General features: G+C 45.9%; 18 protein-coding genes, 1 other RNA gene, 1 pseudogene and 1 riboswitch. Of the genes and pseudogenes, 12 read left to right on the top strand and 8 right to left on the bottom strand.

Annotated features, from left to right (window positions below; translation table 11 throughout):
- Nucleotides 1-31: 31 nt before the first annotated feature.
- Nucleotides 32-874 carry a formate dehydrogenase accessory sulfurtransferase FdhD gene (locus CL55_RS02855; RefSeq protein WP_046331110.1) on the bottom strand — a complete coding sequence of 281 codons (843 nt, stop codon included), beginning with the start codon at nt 872-874 and terminating at the stop codon, nt 32-34.
- Between the two features lie 134 nt (nt 875-1,008).
- On the opposite strand from CL55_RS02855, the gene metG reads away from it, so the two are divergent.
- The 4 genes from metG (at nt 1,009) to panC (ending at nt 4,741) form a co-directional block, all read left to right on the top strand.
- Entirely contained in the window at nt 1,009-2,679 is a 1,671-nt protein-coding gene (gene metG, locus CL55_RS02850; RefSeq protein WP_082091881.1) for a methionine--tRNA ligase, read from the top strand.
- 148 nt (nt 2,680-2,827) lie between these two features.
- Complete coding sequence (locus tag CL55_RS02845) at nt 2,828-3,019, top strand: DUF3460 family protein (RefSeq protein ID WP_418054929.1); 192 nt, start codon at nt 2,828-2,830, stop codon at nt 3,017-3,019.
- A 76-nt stretch (nt 3,020-3,095) separates the two neighbouring features.
- Nucleotides 3,096-3,893, top strand: coding sequence for a segregation and condensation protein A (locus CL55_RS02840; RefSeq protein WP_237150549.1), 798 nt, complete (start codon nt 3,096-3,098; stop codon nt 3,891-3,893).
- On the top strand, nt 3,890-4,741 hold the full coding sequence (panC, locus tag CL55_RS02835) for a pantoate--beta-alanine ligase (protein WP_046329775.1): 852 nt from the start codon (nt 3,890-3,892) through the stop codon (nt 4,739-4,741). The genes CL55_RS02840 and panC overlap by 4 nt, the downstream gene beginning before the upstream one ends.
- Before the next feature lie 28 nt (nt 4,742-4,769).
- Here the strand turns inward: panC and CL55_RS02830 are convergent, their stop codons facing one another.
- From CL55_RS02830 to CL55_RS02810, 5 genes are all read right to left on the bottom strand, one after another.
- Nucleotides 4,770-5,702, bottom strand: coding sequence for a methionyl-tRNA formyltransferase (locus CL55_RS02830; protein ID WP_046329774.1), 933 nt, complete (start codon nt 5,700-5,702; stop codon nt 4,770-4,772).
- 1 nt (nt 5,703) lies between these two features.
- Nucleotides 5,704-6,951 (bottom strand): formyl-CoA transferase, encoded by a 1,248-nt coding sequence (gene frc, locus CL55_RS02825; RefSeq protein WP_046329773.1) that lies wholly within the window; start codon nt 6,949-6,951, stop codon nt 5,704-5,706.
- A 241-nt stretch (nt 6,952-7,192) separates the two neighbouring features.
- The gene (frc, locus tag CL55_RS02820; protein ID WP_046329772.1) at nt 7,193-8,443 is read right to left on the bottom strand and encodes a formyl-CoA transferase; all 1,251 of its coding nucleotides are present in this window, start codon (nt 8,441-8,443) and stop codon (nt 7,193-7,195) included.
- An 82-nt stretch (nt 8,444-8,525) separates the two neighbouring features.
- On the bottom strand, nt 8,526-10,235 hold the full coding sequence (oxc, locus tag CL55_RS02815) for an oxalyl-CoA decarboxylase (RefSeq protein ID WP_046329771.1): 1,710 nt from the start codon (nt 10,233-10,235) through the stop codon (nt 8,526-8,528).
- Nucleotides 10,236-10,444: 209 nt separating this feature from the next.
- On the bottom strand, nt 10,445-11,062 hold the full coding sequence (locus CL55_RS02810; RefSeq protein WP_046329770.1) for a Crp/Fnr family transcriptional regulator: 618 nt from the start codon (nt 11,060-11,062) through the stop codon (nt 10,445-10,447).
- 71 nt (nt 11,063-11,133) lie between these two features.
- Nucleotides 11,134-11,348, top strand: a riboswitch (cobalamin riboswitch).
- A gap of 148 nt (nt 11,349-11,496) precedes the next feature.
- Here CL55_RS02810 and CL55_RS02805 point away from each other — a divergent pair.
- The 8 genes and pseudogenes from CL55_RS02805 (at nt 11,497) to CL55_RS02775 (ending at nt 17,777) form a co-directional block, all read left to right on the top strand.
- A complete protein-coding gene (locus tag CL55_RS02805; RefSeq protein ID WP_052728736.1) occupies nt 11,497-13,452 on the top strand; it encodes a TonB-dependent receptor domain-containing protein in 1,956 nt (651 codons plus the stop codon).
- A 6-nt stretch (nt 13,453-13,458) separates the two neighbouring features.
- Nucleotides 13,459-14,364 carry an ABC transporter substrate-binding protein gene (locus CL55_RS02800; protein WP_082091879.1) on the top strand — a complete coding sequence of 302 codons (906 nt, stop codon included), beginning with the start codon at nt 13,459-13,461 and terminating at the stop codon, nt 14,362-14,364.
- On the top strand, nt 14,331-15,341 hold the full coding sequence (locus tag CL55_RS02795) for a FecCD family ABC transporter permease (RefSeq protein WP_237150527.1): 1,011 nt from the start codon (nt 14,331-14,333) through the stop codon (nt 15,339-15,341). The genes CL55_RS02800 and CL55_RS02795 overlap by 34 nt, the downstream gene beginning before the upstream one ends.
- Nucleotides 15,338-16,099, top strand: coding sequence for an ABC transporter ATP-binding protein (locus tag CL55_RS02790; protein WP_052728735.1), 762 nt, complete (start codon nt 15,338-15,340; stop codon nt 16,097-16,099). Before CL55_RS02795 ends, CL55_RS02790 begins: the two co-directional genes overlap by 4 nt.
- Nucleotides 16,100-16,150: 51 nt before the next feature.
- Entirely contained in the window at nt 16,151-16,435 is a 285-nt protein-coding gene (locus tag CL55_RS02785; protein ID WP_046329767.1) for a hypothetical protein, read from the top strand.
- Nucleotides 16,410-16,640, top strand: a pseudogene (locus tag CL55_RS10890) (cell division protein ZapA); the annotation flags it as partial. The gene CL55_RS02785 and the pseudogene CL55_RS10890, both read left to right, overlap by 26 nt.
- Nucleotides 16,641-16,739: 99 nt before the next feature.
- Nucleotides 16,740-16,958, top strand: a non-coding RNA gene (gene ssrS, locus CL55_RS10505) — 6S RNA.
- Nucleotides 16,959-17,777: a sulfite exporter TauE/SafE family protein gene (locus CL55_RS02775; RefSeq protein WP_046329765.1), complete on the top strand. Its 819-nt coding sequence runs from the start codon at nt 16,959-16,961 to the stop codon at nt 17,775-17,777. It begins immediately after the preceding RNA gene.
- 17 nt (nt 17,778-17,794) lie between these two features.
- Here CL55_RS02775 and CL55_RS02770 read toward each other — a convergent pair whose 3' ends face one another.
- Entirely contained in the window at nt 17,795-19,318 is a 1,524-nt protein-coding gene (locus tag CL55_RS02770) for a malonate--CoA ligase (protein ID WP_046329764.1), read from the bottom strand.
- Between the two features lie 39 nt (nt 19,319-19,357).
- A complete protein-coding gene (locus CL55_RS02765; protein WP_052728734.1) occupies nt 19,358-20,356 on the bottom strand; it encodes a Bug family tripartite tricarboxylate transporter substrate binding protein in 999 nt (332 codons plus the stop codon).
- Nucleotides 20,357-20,364 lie beyond the last annotated feature (8 nt).

Below are 20,364 nucleotides of genomic sequence, written 5' to 3'. Positions count from 1 at the left end.
TAAAACCATCACAGGCCAGATGCCCACGAATTTATGAGGCGGCAGGTGGAGAGGTAAAAATCACCCTCTCAGGGGCATTGAAGATCTCAAAATGCTTACCGGAACAACGAGATAGCAGTGTGAGATTGGTTTTGCGAGCCAGCTCCAAGCCCATTAAGGTCATGCCAGAGCGGGTCATCAAGAAAGGAATGCCCATCTGAGCGCCTTTAATCACCATCTCAGAGGTGAGGCGTCCAGTAGTAAAGAAGATCAGGTCTTTGCCTGGCTTATCTGCCAACCACATCAGCCCAGAGATTGAGTCAACGGCATTGTGACGCCCAACATCCTCAATAAAATGGAGGAGGCGTACATTATTGTTGCCGTCACGCTCAAATACGGCGCAAGCGTGAACTGAGCCAGATTTTTTATAGATGGTGTCATGAACCCGAATGCTATCAATCAGATCAACGATTGCCTCTTGGGTTAACTGCGGGCCATCCGGCAATCTGATCTCTGCCATCTCCTCCATCAAGCCACCAAACATGGTGCCCTGGCCACAGCCGGTTGTTACAACGCGCTTACTAGTGAGGGCATCGATGTCGACCGTGCTGCGATGAGTTTTGACTGCAGCTGAATCAGTTTCCCAATCCACCTGAATGCTCGCAATATCGTCTGGTGACTCTACTAGGCGTTGATTACGCAAATAGCCCAGAACTAGGGCCTCAGGTGCACTCCCCAAGGTCATTAGAGTGACTACTTCCCGCTTATCCAAGTAAATGGTTAAAGGCCGTTCCCCAGGGATATGGGTGGTCTTGATGCGCCCTGCCTCATCCATGACCCGCACCTCGTGCACCAAGGGCACGGAGGCATGAGACATCTGAATGTTGTGGGGCAAAGCCATAAAACGCCTCTTGAATAGGTTCAAATCGGTGTTAACTTTAACCGCAGACTAAAATTAGTGCTTAAACAGGCCTCCAAGCCCCATAATCTTGTATTGCCATTTGTTATCACTTTTCTATTTAAGTCCGCATGAGTAGCCCCAAACGTCGCTTGCTAGTTACCTCCGCCTTACCTTACGCCAATGGCCAGATTCACATTGGGCATTTAGTGGAGTATGTTCAAACAGATATTTGGGTTCGCTTCCAGAGAATGCGTGGTCACGAAGTGCACTATGTTGGCGCTGATGACACCCACGGCACTCCGATTATGTTGCGCGCTGAAAAAGAGGGTCTCACCCCGAAAGAGCTCATTGCCAATGTTTGGAAAGAACATAAGCGCGACTTTGATGATTTCTTAATCTCGTTTGATAACTACTACACCACTGATAGCCCTGAGAATAAAAAGCTGTCTCAAAGCATCTATCTCAAGTTACGTGATGCTGGCTTAATTGAAATGCGCTCGATTGAGCAAGCATACGATCCCGTTAAAGAAATGTTCTTGCCAGATCGCTTTATCAAAGGCGAGTGCCCCAAGTGTGGCGCAAAAGATCAGTACGGCGACTCTTGCGAAAAGTGTGGAGCAACCTATTCCCCAACAGATTTAAAAAACCCGTTCTCAGTAGTGAGCGGTGCAACACCAATTAAAAAAGTTTCCGATCATTACTTCTTTAAGTTATCCGATCCCCGCTGCGAAACCTTCTTGCGTGACTGGACTCAGGTAAGAACCCCACTGCAACCTGAAGCTCGCAATAAAATGAAGGAATGGGTTGGGCAGCCTGGAGACAGTAATTTAGGTGACTGGGATATCTCCCGTGACGCCCCCTACTTTGGCTTTGAGATTCCGGATGCTCCCGGCAAATATTTTTACGTGTGGCTTGATGCACCGATTGGCTATTACGCCAGTTTCCTCAATTACTGCGAGAGCAAAGGCTTGAACTTTGAGGAGTGGGTCAGGCCAGATACGACCACCGAGCAGTATCACTTCATCGGTAAAGATATTCTGTATTTCCATACACTCTTTTGGCCGGCAACTCTGCACTTTGCAGGTTACCGCACGCCAACCAATGTGTTTGCTCATGGCTTCCTCACGGTTGATGGCGAGAAGATGAGTAAGTCACGTGGCACTTTAATTTCTGCACACAGCGTCATTGAATCTGGGTTTAACCCTGAATGGTTCCGCTATTACTTTGCAACCAAACTGAATGACAGCATGGAAGATTTGGATTTGAATCTTCAAGACTTTGTTGCACGCGTGAATAGCGACCTACTGGGTAAGTACATCAACATCGCCAGTCGCAGTGCTGGTTTCTTGGTCAAGCGTTTTGGCGGTGTAGTTTCTGATGGGGCAATGAACAACCCATTGCTTGCTGATATTGCATCTGCCAGTGAAAAAATTGCTGAGCTATATGAAGCTCGTGAGTACGCCAAGGCATTGCGCACCATCATGGAACTAGCTGACAAGGTCAACGCTTTTGTTGATGAAAATAAGCCTTGGGAAATCGCCAAGGATCCTGAGCGCGAGCCTGACTTGCAAAGAGTTTGCAGCGTCACTTTAGAGGCATTCCGCTTATTAAGTCTTTACCTCAAACCAGTACTGCCAGAAGTTACAGCTGGGGTTGAGGACTTCCTCTCTGTACCAGCAATGACTTGGAATGACGTTAAAACACCTCTTTCCAGCCAAAATCCGATCAAACCCTATAAACACCTCATGACGCGCGTTGAAGCGCCTCAAATCGAGGCTTTATTGGCAGCAAACCTATAAAAATGACCCCAAAAGAGCTAATTTTTAAGAATGAGTCAAAAAGCCGGCAGGTTTGTAGGAAAAATCGTTAATAATGATGAACTAGGCAATACATTGCTTCGCAGTAATTTTTTGTAAGTTATTGAATTAAATAAGAATTTTAGGAAATATGATGGCTAGGTATACATCTGAATTCACCCAGTTCTTAAATGAGCTCAAATCCGAGAAACCACAGCTCGAAGCAGGTCAGCAAGCTGGTCGTGCCCTCCTTTGGGATAAAGAGCCTTTGACTATTGAAGATCAACGTCGCGCTAAGGCAGCTAAATTAAAGCAACGCGCTTACGTGTATTCGAATGACTAACTCAGGTAGTGGCTTAGGGGCAGAGCCAAGCATTCAAACCGAATTGCTTGACAGCACACCGTCGGTGACTGATGGGATGTCTTCGGCATTCGCCAAACTCTATGGTGAGCCGCTATTTAAGCTTCCGACAGATCTCTATATTCCGCCTGATGCTCTAGAAGTTTTTCTAGAGGCATTTGAAGGTCCACTCGATCTTCTACTCTATTTGATTCGTAAACAGAACTTCAACGTACTTGATATTCCAATGGCACAGGTAACTCAGCAGTATCTGAGCTACATCGATCAAATCCGTCATCACAACTTAGAACTTGCTGCCGAATATCTTTTAATGGCGGCCATGTTGATCGAGATTAAATCTCGCATGCTACTTCCAATGAAGAAGGCTGATAGCGATGAAGAGGTTGAAGATCCTCGTGCAGAATTGGTTCGTCGCCTCCTAGAATACGAGCGCATGAAACTGGCTGCACAAGAGCTTGACCAAATTCCACAACAAGGGCGTGATTTTCAAGTTGCCCATGGTTATGTCGACACCACTATTGCAGTGACTTGGCCTGAGGTTAATCAAGATGACCTACAGATGGCTTGGCGTGATGTGCTTCATCGCGCAAAACTGAATCAACACCATACTATTACCCGTGAAGAATTATCTGTTCGCGATTTCATGACGCGCATCTTGCGTCGCTTACAAAACACACGCTTTGTCGAGTTTGGCGAGCTATTTGAAGATGCCATCAAATCTGGTAAAGGTATTCCGGTCGTCATCGTGAACTTCATTGCGATGCTAGAGCTCTCACGCGAGGCTTTAGTTGAAATTACCCAAGCAGAGCCATACGCTCCAATCTACGTTCGCCTTGCCTATACCCCTGTTGCATGAAAATTATTAGCGATATACAAGAGCTGCGCGACCATTTGCGCGGTCAAAATCGTGCGTCCTTTGTGCCAACCATGGGCAATCTCCATGAAGGTCACTTATCACTGATGCGTCTTGCTAGGCAACATGGTGATCCAGTAGTTGCCAGTATCTTTGTGAACCGCCTACAGTTTGGTCCAAATGAAGATTTTGATAGCTATCCGCGCACTATGCAGGCGGATATTGATAAGCTTGAAAAAGAAGGTGTGTATATCTTGTTTGCGCCCACTGAGCGCGATCTATATCCACAGCCTCAAGAATACCGTGTAGATCCGCCTCAACAGCTTGGAGACATCCTAGAAGGTGAATTCCGCCCTGGCTTCTTTAAAGGTGTTTGCACTGTTGTGCTTAAGCTTCTATCTTGCGTACAACCCAAAGTAGCAGTCTTCGGCAAAAAAGATTACCAGCAACTGATGATTATTCGTCAGATGGCAAAACAGTTCACCCTCCCAGTTGACATCATCCCAGGGGAAACCATTCGCGCCGAAGACGGTCTTGCCCTCTCCTCTCGCAATGGCTATCTCTCTATCGAAGAACGTCTAGAGGCACCCGAACTTCAAAAAGTCTTGAAGGAAGTTCGTACGCGCGTGTTGGATCTGAGTGAGCGTAATACGCACTCACTAATCCAGATTGAAAAACTTGCAGTAGATATTCTCACTGGCCGCGGCTGGCAACCAGATTACATTGCCATACGTCAGCAAAGCGATTTAGCCCCAGCCTCAAATGAAAGTTTGCAAGCTGACGAGCCGCTCGTGATTCTGACGGCTGCCAAGCTAGGTAAAACGCGCTTGATTGATAACCTAGAAATCTAATTTCCAAGGATTAGATTTGTAATGCGATTTACAGCGTGAAGAACTGACCCACTTCTAAGTTCAACTCTTTAACTAATTCTGCACCCGTTACTTTTCCTGCTGCGCCTTTTGCTTTAAGAACTTCGATTTGTCCGCCATGACAGGCAACGAAGAATGAGTCCAGAGTAATTTGGGTAATTTCACCAGGCTTGCCTTTAACGGCACCAAAGGTAGCTACTATGTGCTTATGACAATCGTAGATCTGCACTTTTTGTTCGCCAAATTTAGTCCAAGCACCGGGGGCTGGATTAGATGCACGAATCAAGTTGTAGATCTGATTGATATGTGTAGCCCAATGAATTTGAGCTGCATCAATACCAAACCAACCTTCATAATTTGCCAGCGATTCATCTTGGGCAACTTCTTGATGCTGATTAGCAATCACGAGATCTGCAGCTTCAAGTAATGCTTTGATTCCAACTGGAAAAAGATGATCAAAATACACCTTACCCAAAGTGTCATTAGGCCTAATCACAACCTCTTTTTGCAAGATCACCTCGCCTTCATCCAAACCATCAGACGGACGGAAAATAGTGAGGCCAGTTTTATCTTCGCCCAAAGCAATCGCCCAGTTAATGGCGCTAGGACCTCGGTACTTAGGCAATAAAGAAGGGTGGTACTGAATAGTTCCATGCTTTGGAATCTTGCAAAGCTCTTGGGGCACGAACTGCAACACATATGCCATGACGCAGATATCAGCCTTGCTTTCAATCATCGCTTGCGCTGCATCAGGGCCTTTCAGAGTGGCGAATTGCAAAGGGGTTAAGCCCCTTGCAATCGCTGCCTCTTTCAGCACTTCAGGCTTAGTCGATTTCGGATTATCAGGTGGACAAAAGACGGCAACAATTTCATCACCGCGATCCAAAAAAGCCTCTAGGGCTGCCTTACCAAAATCAGCACTACCAATTAGCGCAACCCGCATCTTAGATCACCTTATCGTGGCGCAGAGCAATCAGCTCGTCGGTTGAATAGCCTAGTTCACTCAGAATTTCATCAGTATGCTCACCTAATAATGGTGAACGCGTCACATCAGTTGGGCTATCAGACATCTTGATTGGATTACCTACAGTAAGGTACTTGCCACGAATTGGATGATCCACCTCAACCACAGTTCCGGTCGCACGCAATGCGGGCTCTTCCGCAATTTCTTTCATTGACAAAATTGGACCGCATGGAATGTCGTATTTATTCAAAATATCCATGACTTCAAACTTAGTCTTAGTCATGGTCCACTTTTCAATTTCACCAAAGATTTCCATCAAATGTGGGAGCCGAGCCATTGGGGACGCAAAACGCACATCCGTAATCCAATCCTCACGACCAATCACTTTACAGACTGCCTCCCAAACTGGCCCTTGCACGATAACGTACATATAGGAGTTTGGGTCTGTTTCCCAACCTTTACATTTCACAATCCAGCCTGGTTGACCACCACCAGAGGCGTTACCAGCGCGAGGTACAGAGTCACCAAACTCTCCATTAGGGAATTGTGGGTACTCTTGCATCAAGCCATTACGCTCTAAGCGCTGTTGATCACGCAGCTTCACGCGGCATAAATTCAATACGGCATCTTGCATTGCTGCCAATACTTTTTGACCACGGCCGGAGTGTGTGCGCTGATAGAGCGCTGTAACGATACCCAAAGCTAAATGTAATCCAGTACCGCTATCGCCAATCTGCGCACCAGTCACCATTGGCGGGCCATCATCAAAACCTGTGGTCGATGCTGAACCGCCAGCACACTGAGCGACGTTCTCGTAGACCTTACAGTCCTCGTAAGGGCCAGGACCAAAACCTTTAACCGAGGCCATGATCATCATTGGATTGAGTTCCTGAATGCGCTCCCAAGAAAAACCCATACGATCTAATGCGCCAGGGGCAAAGTTCTCAACCAGAACATCACACTCTTTAATTAAGCGCTCCAGAATTTCCTTGCCTTTTGGAGTTTTGGTATTCACAGTGATTGAGCGCTTATTATGGTTCAACATTGTGAAATACAAACTATCTGCATCCGGGATGTCGCGCAATTGGCCACGAGTAGCATCGCCCTCACCAGATTTTTCTACTTTGATTACATCGGCACCGAACCAAGCGAGTAGCTGAGTACAAGTGGGACCAGATTGAACGTGCGTGAAGTCAAGAACCTTGACCCCTTCTAATGCTTTTGCCATGATTGAAGTCCTAATAAGAATAAAATTTTTAATTGGCGCAATTTTACCAGCGCCGGATTTTGGCGCAATACGGGATGCCTATTTATTAGGCATCCTTGCTATTAATGCCCAAGAATAGCCATTTGACTGCAGACTTTGGACTTTTTCATGATCGAGCAAAGGAGCTTTGTTACCGATAATGCGTAAAAAAGGCGCCCACATGGAGCGCCTTTCAAGTTAAAACGAGTACTACTAATCGTTATTAAACTGCTTTTGCTGCGTGCAACTTAGCGATGTCGTCAGCGCTATAGCCGAGGTCAGCCAATACTTCATTCGTATGTTCACCCAATACTGGTGATGGACCCACTTCGATTTCCAAATCAGAGAACTTGATTGGGCTACCGATAGTCAAATACTTACCACGTACTTTGTGGTCCACTTCAACAATAGAACCACTCTTACGCAAGTCAGGTGATGCAGCCAATTCCTTCATTGACAGCACTGGTGCGCAAGGGATGTCGAACTTACGGAGGATGTCCACAGCTTCGTACTTAGTCTTGTCCTTAAGCCACTCTTCGATTGTTGCGAAGATATCAAAAATCTTATCTTGACGCGCTTCTGCAGTCATGTACGCTGGATCAGTTGCCCACTCTGGCTTGCCCAAAGCTTTAGTAATTGGCTCCCAAGCATGACCTTGAATAGTGAAGTAAATGTAGGCGTTTGGATCTGTTTCCCAACCCTTACACTTCAATACCCAACCTGGCTGACCGCCACCACCAGCGTTACCGCCACGTGGAACTACGTCAGTGAATGTACCGTGCGGGTACTGTGGATACTCTTCAAGGTAACCAACTTTGTCCAAACGCTGTTGATCGCGCAACTTCACGCGGCACAAGTTCAATACGGCATCTTGCATTGAGCAAGAAACTTTTTGACCCTTGCCAGTTTTTTGACGCTGCATCAATGCAGTCAAAATACCAATTGCCAAGTGCATACCAGTGTTGCTATCGCCCAAAGCAGCAGCAGAAACTGTTGGAGGACCATCCCAGAAACCAGTTGTAGAAGCGGCGCCACCAGCACACTGAGCAACGTTCTCATAAACCTTTAAGTCTTCGTATGAGTGACCATCGCTAAAGCCTTTTACAGAAGCCATGATCATCTTTGGATTCAATTCTTGAATGCGCGCCCAGCTAAAACCCATGCGATCCAAAGCGCCTGGACCAAAGTTCTCAACCATGACATCGGAAGTCTTGATCATCTTCTCTAAAACTTCTTTACCTTCTTGAGTCTTAGTATCCAAAGTTAATGAACGCTTGTTACCGTTCAACATAGTGAAGTACAAAGCATCTGCACCTGGAATATCGCGCAACTGGCTACGAGTAACGTCGCCAGAACCTGGACGCTCAACTTTAATTACGTCAGCACCGTACCAAGCCAACAACTGAGTACATGCAGGACCTGCTTGTACGTGTGTGAAATCGATGATGCGAATGCCGTCTAATGGTTTAGTCATGTTTGATTCTCCTTAAAGTATTGCTTATTTATTACTAAATTTAGTTCGAAAATATTACGTCTTGATTACCAATAAATTACTATTAATGCTTAACAGCAGCAGTTGATGGATTCAAGTTAGTTAAACGTCCACTTTCTGTACCAGCAGTTTCATCAATCACAGCATTAATCAAAGCAGGCTTGCCTTCAGCAATCGCTTTAGTCAATGCAGCCTCTAACTCCGCCGGGGTAGTCACGTAGTAACCAACACCACCAAATGCCTCAATCATTTTGTCGTAACGGGCATTTTTCACGAATACTGTTGGGGCCACATCAGCACCGCCAGTAGGATTCACGTCAGTGCCACGATAAACACCGTTGTTGTTAAACACTACTGTTGTGATTGGCAGGTTGTAACGGCAAATCGTTTCTAGCTCCATACCGCTAAAACCAAATGCGCTATCGCCTTCAACCGCAACTGTAGGCAAGCCGCTCGTTACAGCAGCGCCAATGGCGTAGCCCATACCGATACCCATAATGCCCCATGTACCAGAGTCAAAACGTTTGCGTGGCTTGTACATGTCCACGATTGCACGGCAATAGTCGAGTGTGTTTGCACCTTCGTTTACCAAATTGACATCTGGGTTCTTCTTGATCACATCACGAATAGCGCGCAAAGCACCATGGAAGTTCATTGGTGAAGCTTCTTTGGCTAATGTTTCAGCCATCTTCGCCAAGTTCTTATCTTTTTTCTCGTTGATCGCGCTAATCCACTCTGCAGATGGCTTTGGTACTGAAGCAATCCCTTTTAGGAGCTCGCCAACAACAGAGCCAATATCACCAATCAATGGGGCATCGATTTGTACGTTGCTATCCACTTCGTTTGATTGAATATCGATCTGAATAAATTTCTTAGGATCTTTACCCCAGGTCTTGCCTTTACCGTGTGCAAGCAACCAATTCAAGCGCGCACCAACCAGCATCACTGCATCAGCCTCAGCCAATACAAATGAGCGCGCTGCAGAAGCAGATTGTGGGTGGTTGTCTGGCAATAAACCTTTAGCCATCGACATTGGCAGGTATGGAATACCAGACTTCTCGATCAATGCACGAATGTCAGTATCAGCTTGAGCATAGGCAGCGCCCTTACCCAAGAGAATCAATGGACGCTTAGCACCCTTCAATACATTCAATGCACGCTCGATTGCATCAGGCGCAGGAATTTGACGTGGAATTGGATCGATTACTTTAAAGATCGATTTCTTAGCTTCTTCAACAGGCATTGTTTGGGCTAGCAACTGTGCTGGCAAGTCTAGGTAGACGCCGCCCGGACGACCTGAAACGGCCGCACGAATTGCGCGCGCAAATCCGATGCCGATATCTTCAATGTGATTAATACGATATGCAGCTTTGCAATATGGCTTAGCTGCATTGAGCTGATCCATCTCTTCGTAGTCACCTTGTTGCAAGTCAACAATCTCACGCTCACTTGAACCAGAGATCAAAATCATTGGGAAGCAGTTCACAGTGGCATTTGCCAAGGCTGTTAATCCATTCAAGAAACCTGGTGCTGACACAGTCATGCAGATACCAGGCTTTTGAGTCATATAACCTGCAATCGCTGCAGCATTACCAGCATGTTGCTCGTGACGGAAACCAATGAAGCGCAAACCTTCAGCTTGAGCCAAACGGCATAAGTCGGTAATTGGAATACCAACGAGACCAAAAATGGTGTCTAAGTCATTTGCTTTTAAAGCATCGATGACGAGATGAAAGCCATCAGTGACTTGGGTATTTTGATTATCTGTTGTCATAGAAATTTATAGTTAATTACACCGCCCGAACGTAAAGTTCGCTCAGTGCAATTTAGCTTTCGCTAACTGTCTCCAATTTAGTTATTAGTAGTGCCACGGGTAAGAAAACTCTCCCGTTAAGGCTGACATGAATGTTAGGCTTTGGGATCGGGTTCATCATTGACTTCGGTCAATTTCCCCTGAAATCTAGAAACATCTAGGCCTGCTATTTAGATAAAGAGCTCTTTATGCTTTGTTTTAAGGCGGCTCAATGTCTCTGGGGAGAGATTAAGGTAAGCAGCCAGCTCTTTTTTGGGGAGCAACTCAAATAAGTCTTCGTATTTACGCAAGAATCGCTCTACCCGACCTGGTGCATCTAGCATATGCAGCGTGATGGTATGTGCCATGATCTCACTCATTAAGCGCATTACTTCAAACTCAAAGCTCTCTTTGAGGGGCTTATGGGCATCCAGAAATTCAGCCCACTTCTTAAGAGGCATACGGGCAACTCGCGCCTTGGTAACCGAGGCAATGCTATACGGGGCAGCCGTCTTCAGGCGCCAAGCCGCATAACTTGTTTCAATATCTTTTTCGATGGCGAATCGCAAAATCATTTCTTTTGCATCAGCACTAGAGACAATTCGCTTCAAAATCCCATCTAAAACAAAATATTGCTCCATCTGATGGTCGCCTTGATGGAGCAGGATTTCTGATTTTTTCAGGTCTGAAATCACTAAATGACGCTCTAAATCAGCCATCGCTTCAGGATCCAGGCTTTTTAACACCGAGTTTTGGCTCAACTGCAAACGAATCAGGTTTTTTTCGGGGTGTTTATCTAATGCTGTCATGAATCCTTGTTCCTAAAGGGTGCATTGTAGGCTTATTTGACATTCAATACGGTTTAAACCCTATTGATAGGATAAAATTGAAAGGTCGTGGTGCTTTGTTGCAATGCAATAAAGTTAAACGGGAAACACTAAACGTGTGCTGCCCCCGCAACGGTAAGTAAATGCACCCTAACCTCAAGGTAAAGGTGTCAGGAGTCTGAATAAGCCACTGTGCGCGTCAATTGCATGGGAAGGCCAGATTCTGAGATTTACTAGCCCGGATACCGGCCAAGACAGGTGGAATTTTGCGGACGGGGACCTTCGCGCGCCGATGAAGCATCCCCTGCCAGACTGGCATGGTGCCCAATTGACGCCTGAGTACTCTCAATGTGAAATTCTGTTCGACCCAGCTTACGGGGGAGTTAGCTAGGTGATTCGAAGGCAGAAGGTTCATCATGAAGCAGCAGTTCTGTAATAAAGCAATAGTCGCCCTACTTTGTGGCGCAGCAATCACACTCAGCACGGCAGCAATTGCCCAAACCAATCCAACGGTTTCGGTAACAAACTCGCCAAATCCAATGAATCCAATCATTGTGACGGCAACTAGGACCCCGACAAAAGCAAATGACGTTCTAGCTGATAACGTTTACATTGGCTCAGAAGAGATTGCACAGGCAGGTCAAACCAGCCTTGTCGAATTACTTCAACGTCAACGCGGCGTTGAAATATCTTCAGTTGGAGGGGCGGGATCACCTGCAAGTATATTTTTACGCGGAGCTAATTCAAATCAAACACTAGTGTTGATTGATGGTGTAAGAACACAATCAGCGCTTTCAGGAAGCTCTACCTTACAAGCCATTCCACTTGGAATCATCGACCATATCGAAATTGTTTTTGGACCACAAAGCAGTCTTTATGGTTCGGATGCGATAGGCGGTGTTATCCAAATTTTTACCAAGAAAGGAGTTGGGGCTGCAAAAGTTTCAGCATCAACTGGCTATGGAAGCTATGGAACCAGCATCACTGATGCTAGTTTGTATGGATCGCTAGGTGAAAAAAATAATACTAGCTATTCATTGAGCGCAAGCCAAGAGATATCCACTGGTTTTTCAAGCATTGCCAGCAATAATCCCTGTAATCCGAACACACAATCAAGTGCAACCTTGGCCAGCAATTTTTGTAACAGCCCAAAACTTTCAATGGGAAGAACTGGTTACACCAAGAGTGGCGCCTCCGGGAGACTGTCTCAAGAGTGGGATAAAGGCCAAGAGGTTGGTATTCAATTCTTAGCTAGCCGTCTGGAAAATCAATATCCAGTAACTTCATATTATGGAGGAGGTATCGGAGACCAAGTTAATAATCTTGGAGTATTTTCTGCATACTCAAATAATCAAGTTAATCAATACTGGAAAAGTAGTCTTCAGTTATCTCAATCCTACGATTTGGGGCAATACATTTACACATCAGGAAATCCAGTTACTAAAACTAAGTTGTCCACTTACACTTGGCAGAATGACTTGAATATTGGCGAGGACTTGCTGCAACTTATTGCGGAACGAAAGACTGCAAATGCAATCGCAAATGACGGGAACATCAATCAGGATCAAAATACAAATACCTTAGCAGGAGCCTATAAGCTGCAAAGGGGAAGTCATTTAGCAAATCTCGCACTGAGAAACGATAGCATCACCGGATACGGACCACAGACAACTGGAAGTGCTTCGTATGGATACTTTTTTACACAGCATGTCAGAGGAAATATTAACTATGGAACAGGGTTTAAGGCCCCCTCTTTTTATGACTTGTACTATCCAGACTATGGCAACACCAGTCTACTGGCTGAGAAAAGTAAAAATACAGAAGTAGGCTTGCATTATGAGTCGAGAGCCTTAGATCTTCATGCTACTGTCTTCAACAGTACGATTAGCAACTTGATTCAATATACAACTACATCTCCTCCATGTACGACTGCTCAACTAAATGGCTCCCAAGGCGGTTGCGCAGGAAATGCTGGGGTTGCGAAGGTCTCAGGAGTTTCTTTAGGTGGCGTCAGCAGAATTTCTGATCTACTGCTCAGGGCGTCTTTCGACCAACAAAATCCTGTTGCTCAAACTACCGGCTATTTATTAGCGAAGCGTGCAAGGCAATTCGGAAATATTGCTGCGGAATATTTGATTAAATCTACAAAAGTTGGGGTTGAGGGTACGTTTCAAGGAGGGCGCTACAACTCTGGTAACTCAAACTACATGGGCGGCTATGGTCTTTACAACTTATACGCCAGTCATGAGCTTGAAAAAAATCTGAGCCTTTTTGGTCGATGGAACAACGTATTTAATAAAGACTATCAACTAAGTTATGGATACAACACTCCGGGTTCAAATATCTTTGCGGGCATTCGCTACGCAATGTAGTTAAATATGAAAAGCTTCACTCAACCCTCGATCCTCACGCGCTATTTGGCGGTCGGGGGGTTTTTATTTCTACTAGGATTCTCCTTAGCTATTTTTGCTGCACCGGTTTCGGTGGTTGACGATCGAGGTGTTGTGGTGATGTTTGATAAACCACCACAGCGTGTTGTAAGTCTTCTCCCCTCTCTCACTGAGTCTGTTTGTGCCTTGGGAAAGTGTAGTGCTTTAGTTGGTGTAGACCGATTCTCAAATTGGCCACTATCAATTCAAGAATTGCCTAAGCTAGGCGGTATGGGGGATATCAATATCGAGCGTATCGCGCAACTCAAGCCAGATGTTGTGTTGCTGGAAAAAGCCTCACCCGCGATTGCAAGACTCAACTCTTTAGGGGTCAGAACATTTGCACTCGATGTTAAGTCGATGGGTGACGAGGAGCGAGCCCTTAAAAAACTAGATACCTTACTGGGAACATCTGAGAGTACGCGAGTTTGGAATCAGATTCAGAAGGAGATCATGCGCGCCAATAAACAACTCTCTTCCAAGGGTGGCAATATTAGCGTGTACTTTGAGGTAAATCCTGCACCATTTGCAGCAGGTAGAAGCTCCTTTATCGGGGAAATTCTGACTCAATTAAATTTGTTTAATATCATTCCAGAATCTCTCGGACCGTTTCCTAAAATCAATCCTGAGTTTGTGGTGCAGGCTAAGCCTGATGTGATCCTCCTCACCGAATCTACTACCAAAGATATTCAGAAGCGCCCTGGATGGAATTCGATTCCAGCAGTAAAGAGAAATCGCATCTGCAGTTTTACTGCTGATCAAAATGATGTCTTGGTTCGCCCCGGACCACGCATGGGAGAGGCAGCACTAATCATTTCTCAATGCATACAAGAGAAGATGTCATCATCTCAATAATGCAAAAAAATTATTTTCTTGGAAAGCTATCTGGACTGCTTATTTTTAGTGCTGTCTTAGTGCTGATGGGCACCCTACTGGGTAGTACTGGTGCCAGCTGGAATTTCATTGATGCTGACCAAACTCTGGTTTTTGATATTCGGCTTCCACGATCATTGGGGGCTTACCTTGCAGGAGCTTTATTGGGGCTTGCTGGCGGTATTGCCCAAAGCCTATTTCGCAATCCTTTGGCCGACCCCTATTTACTTGGAAGTGCATCGGGCGCACTACTAGGTGTGGGCAGCATCCTTTGCTTTGCTTACCTTGGTAACTCTTGGCTAGAGATCATTGGTCTTAATGGTGGCGCATTTCTTGGAGCGTTAATTGGTGTTCTGGCCTCATTAATTTTGGCGGGCGGCTACCGCGGTTCCTTGCGTCTCTTATTATCTGGGGTGGTAATTAGTGTGATTTTAGGTGCTGCAAATTCCATGTTTACCTTTATTCGCCCTGACCTTTTTCAAAGCATTCAATCCTTTATGCTGGGCAACACCACACTGTTGAGTTGGTCTGGTGTCGAGATCATGGCAATCGCTTTAGTGCTTTGCCTGCTTGTCACCCTCATCATTAGCCCTACACTCGATGCGCTATCACTGGGTGAAAATACAGCTCGTACATTAGGCTTACCTCTAGATCAGTTGCGCCTAGTATTGATTGGCATTCTGGCTCTTGCGACTGGGTGTGCTGTTGCTCAAACCGGCTTGATTGCTTTTGTTGGATTAGCTGCTCCGCACTTAGTCAGAAAGCTGGCCGGCGGAAGACAGCGAGTGCAGCTGTTATTTTCCTGCTTAGGAGGTGGAATCTTATTGCTAAGCTCAGATCTGATTGCACGCACCCTCTTTGCTCCAATTGAAATTCCGGTTGGCCTTGTCACTGCAGTCTTGGGTGGCCTCTATTTGCTGATACTACTAAGAAGAACATCTCTTGGAGGGCGCCCGTGAAAACCCACCAGCTCAATGTATATAGAGGTCCATGCGCCATTCTCTCTGACTTAAATATAGATGTTCCACAGGGCAAATGGACCAGTGTTATTGGGCCTAATGGCGCAGGTAAGTCATCCCTCTTGCAAGCAATAGCGGGCTTACTCAAGTGGGATGGCTCAATTACCATTGATGGTGTAGATATATCTGCATTTACTAAAAAAGATCTTGCTAAGAAAATAGCTTGGCTTGATCAGGGCTCGAGTTCGCCAGATGAACTAGGCGACTCGCTCAGCGTCTATGAGGTCGTCATGTTAGGGCGACTACCTCATCAAGGCTGGCTACATTTACCCTCTGAAACCGATCATCTATTGGTCGAGCAGGCCTTGAAGCAGAGCGATGCTTGGCATTTACGCCAACGCCCTCTTCAGCAACTATCTGGGGGCGAGCGTCAACGAGTCTTATTGGCGCGCCTTATTGCTGTGGGCTCCGACATTCTTTTAATGGATGAACCGTTAGCGAACTTAGACCCCCCTCATCAAGCCGATTTTTTGAAATGGCAAGTCAATTTACTGGGGCAAGGGAAAACCTTGGTCACTGTTTTGCATGAGATTCATTTCGCACTCCGAGCTGACCATGTGATCATGCTCAATAAAGGCAAACTGCATTTTCAAGGATCCAGTCAAGATCCTGCAACCCATCAAGCCCTGATTGCGCTATTTGATGGCCGTATTCGATTAGAAAAGCTTGGTGGAGATTGGATAGCTTTACCCAACTAAGCCCAAAATCGGGGGTTTCACAAAGCATTTCCCTAAGGCTACAATGCCTATATGACCGAGTACAACCCTCACGTCCCAAGCGACTCTGCTGAACCTGATCCGATAGCCGCATCTCTGCAGAGGCTTGCCGGAAAAATTCAGCTAATTTCTGATGCCGTCAAAGCACTACATCAGGATCGCATCCAACTTGAGACCAAAATTGAGGATGCACAAAAACGGGTTCAGCATATTTTGAGTCGCCTGCCAGAGCAGAGTGATGGACGTCAATTGAACTTGCTCAGTGAGCCTGTGACACCAACTAATCCAGAGGATGACAATGAGCCAACAACGCATTGAAGTAACCCTCGCCGGTCAAAAAATTACTTTAGCTACGAGCACTGAGCATGAGCCACTACTTCGTGCAGCCTGCACATTAGTCGATGAGCAAATTCAACTGGCAATTAATGGTGGTAATCGCAGCATCGAACGTGCGAGCATGATGGCCGCGCTGAAGATTGCAGGTGATCTCATTAAGCTCCAAACCGCATCTCAAATTACCTCAGCACAGAGCAGTTCATCCAACCCTAGTTCAGAAGAAATTACTCGGCTCCAGAATGAAATTTATGCTCTGGAAGATCAGGTGGATGCCCTGATGCAAACCCTTTCCCTGCCTGGTTCGCCAAGGCCAATAGTTCCTTGAACCGATGCGCAAGCATCAGGAACGATCTTTACACTGCGGGCGTGAGCGTTTCGAATTTTCAAAGTGGCAGCTTCGCGCTGTTCACTCCCTGAGCTTCTTAATGCACCCGAAGCAGAGTAGCCGTTCCACCTTGAACCTTAGGGTTCAGGATGACGGCCTAGCGGCTAAGGCGGGGAATTCATGTCAATAGCCGATATCGCTATGCTGATGCTGTGCGGAAGCATATCGGGCTTTCTAGCAGGCCTCTTAGGTATTGGGGGCGGCATGATTTTGGTGCCATTCATGATTGTGGTCTTCAACCATTTAGGGTTTAGCCAAAACATCATCGTACATATGGCTATTGCGACTGGTATGGCTACTATCCTCTTCACCACCACCTCAGCCATCTGGGCGCATCACAAACATAACTCGATCGACTGGAAGTTAGTGGCAGCGCTTAGTCCCGGTCTAGTGATTGGCAGTCTGGTTGGTGGTAGTGAGATTTTTGAGGCGATCAACACCTCCTGGCTATCCCTCTTCTTCGCCATTTTTATTGTCTACACCTCGATCCAAATGATCATTAATAAAAAGCCTACGGCTGGACGAGAATTACCTGGTGCATTTGGTCTTTTCTCATTTGGAGCGCTAACAGGCGTAATTGCGAGCCTAGTAGGTGCAGGCGGGGCATTTATTACTGTGCCATTTATGCTTTGGTGCAATGTCAAACCACACACTGCGATGGCAAGTTCGTCAGGCTTAGGATTTCCGATTGCAGCTGCAGCGACGATCGGTTACATGTATGGAAGTTGGGGCAACCCTAACCTTCCCGAAGGTTCACTTGGATTTGTTTACGTACCAGCGGTGCTCTGCATTGTGGCAGTCAGCATATTTACCGCCCCACTAGGCGCAAAGATGGCTAGGAAGCTTAATGTAGCTCAGCTCAAACGCATCTTCGGTGTCATGCTCTTTATGCTTGCAGCTTTCATGTTCAATGAAAGTCGCAAGGCATTTGGTTTTTAAGAAACCGGCTACTGCTCTTAGCTAGTGTATTGCTGACGCAGAATATTCTTCTGAACCTTACCCATTGCATTACGAGGTAAGTCAGAAACAATCTCTAAACGCTTAGGAATCTTAAAATTTGCGATTTGTGTTTTTAGTGTTGCAATCATGGCCTGGGAGTCCAACTTAGCGCCTGCTTTTGGCACAACTACCGCCATTACCGCCTCACCAAAATCAGGATGCGGAATACCAATCACAGCACTCTCATCCACGCCGTCCATATCATCGATAAAACTTTCGATCTCTTTTGGATATACGTTGTACCCACCAGAAATAATTAAATCCTTGCTACGACCAACGATGCAGAGATAATCCTTGGGTGCTTTACCACCATTAGCATCGCCACCCCAGCGACCAACGTCACCAGTCTTGAACCAACCATCCTTAGTAAATTCTTCGGCAGTTTTTTCTGGCATGCGCCAGTAGCCCTTAAATATATTCGGACCCTTCACTTGGATGCTGCCAATTTCATCAGTACCGCACGGCTTATTACTTTCATTCACCACACGTACTTTGACGCCAGGTAGAGGCAAACCAACCGACCCACCTACGCGATTACCTTTATATGGATTAGAAACAAGCATCACGGTTTCACTCATGCCATAGCGCTCAAGAATGGGCTGCCCAATCACTTCTTTAAAAGAGTTAAATGTTTCAGTCAGTAGTGGAGCAGAACCAGAAACAAACAGGCGCATATTGCGCGTGACGCTCTTATTAAAGTTTTTATCTGCGAGCAGTCGCACATAGAAAGTCGGCACACCCATCATCACAGTGGAATTTGGCATGTGATGAATCAATTGCGCAGTATCTAGACGTGGCAACCAAATCATTTTGCTACCGTTAATTAATGCCCCGTGCGCAGCTACAAATAATCCGTGTACGTGGAAGATTGGGAGCGCATGCAATAAGACATCGCCTTTTTTCCAACCCCAAAACTTTTGCAATACCTGCGCATTGCTGCCCAAGTTTTTATGAGTCAACATTGCACCCTTGCTACGACCAGTTGTACCGGAGGTATACAAGATAGCCGCTAAATCATCATCCTTTACAGCAATAGTTTTGAACTTATCGCTTTGACCAGCGGCACGCTCTAATAAGGTGCCTTTGCGATCCTCATCTAGAGTAAAGACATGCTTAGTGCCAGCTTTAAATGCAACCTTAGATACCCATGAGAAGTTTTTGCTACTACAGATAACTACCGCAGGCTCAGCATTCTCTAAAAAGTATTGAATCTCCGCCGCTTGATAGGCAGTATTCAGAGGTAGATAAACATAGCCTGCTTTTACAGTTGCTAGATACAGAAAGAGTGCCTCAGGCGACTTTTCAACCTGAACAGCAACACGAGACCCTGCCGGTAATTTGAGGCTCTTCAGTAGGTTTGCCATCTTGGAAGTAGCGCGCTCCAGATCACTCCAGGAGTAGTACAAACCATCATGCGTTTCCAATGCACAAGCCTGCTTATCTTTTGGAAAACCTGTTTCCAACAAGGAATATAAATTCATTCGAGCCTCAAAAAACCAAACAATAAAAACAAGTATTAATTAATCTAACGTAGCACCAGATTTCTTAACCACACCAGACCAACGTGCTACGTCGGCACGAACCTGCTTGCCGAAGGCCTCACCATACAAATTAGGTGCATCTGAACCACTCTTTTCCCAAATTGCTTTGAGCTTTGGTGTATTCAAGGCCTTTTGCACTTCAACGATCATTTTGTCTACGATTGGTTTAGGAGTGCCAGCTGGAGCAAACATAGAGTACCAAGTAGATACTTCGTAGTCAGGCAAGCCAGCTTCCTTAAAAGTAGGCACGTTCGGGATAGCAGTTGAACGCTTACTTGATGCCACAGCAATTGCCACTAACTTACCGGCATTAATTTGTGGTGCTGAAGTTGCAAGACCATCAAATTCAAGATCAACTTGACCAGCTAACAAGTCATTCATAGCGGGGCCTGCACCACGGTATGGAATATGCGTAATAAAGGTGCCTGTTTGAATCTTAAATAATTCACCGGCTAAGTGATGCACTGTGCCACTACCCGCGCTAGCAAAATTATATTTACCTGGATTCTTCTTCATGAGCTCAATGAACTCTTTAGCATTACGTGCACTCACGCGCTGTGGATTCACCACCAATACTTGAGGAACGCTTGCAATCATCGCGACTGGAGTAAAACTCTTCTCAATGTCGTAATCCAAATTTTTATACATGGATGGAGCGATTGTGTGATGGGTTGCGCCAACTAAAAAAGTATAGCCATCTGGGGCTGCTTTTGCCGCCACTGATGCGCCCACGGTTCCGCCTGCGCCACCCCGATTGTCAATCAGAAATTGTTTACCTAGTTGCTCGGTGAGTTGGGCTGCCAGCGGCCTAGCAAAAGTATCTGTGCCTCCACCTGCGGGAAAGGGAACAACAAAAGTCACTGGCTTATTAGGCCACTCTTGAGCCATGACTGTCAGAGGTGCTGCGCAGAGCAAAAAAAGTGCTTTTTTCAAGGCACTCTTTGAAAATACAAAGGGCTTCATTTTTTGAGTAAACATCGTCATCT

The sequence above is a fragment of the Polynucleobacter duraquae genome, assembly GCF_000973625.1.
In the GTDB taxonomy this organism is placed as follows: Bacteria; Pseudomonadota; Gammaproteobacteria; order Burkholderiales; family Burkholderiaceae; genus Polynucleobacter; species Polynucleobacter duraquae.
This window is presented reverse-complemented; position numbering and strand designations above follow the sequence as displayed.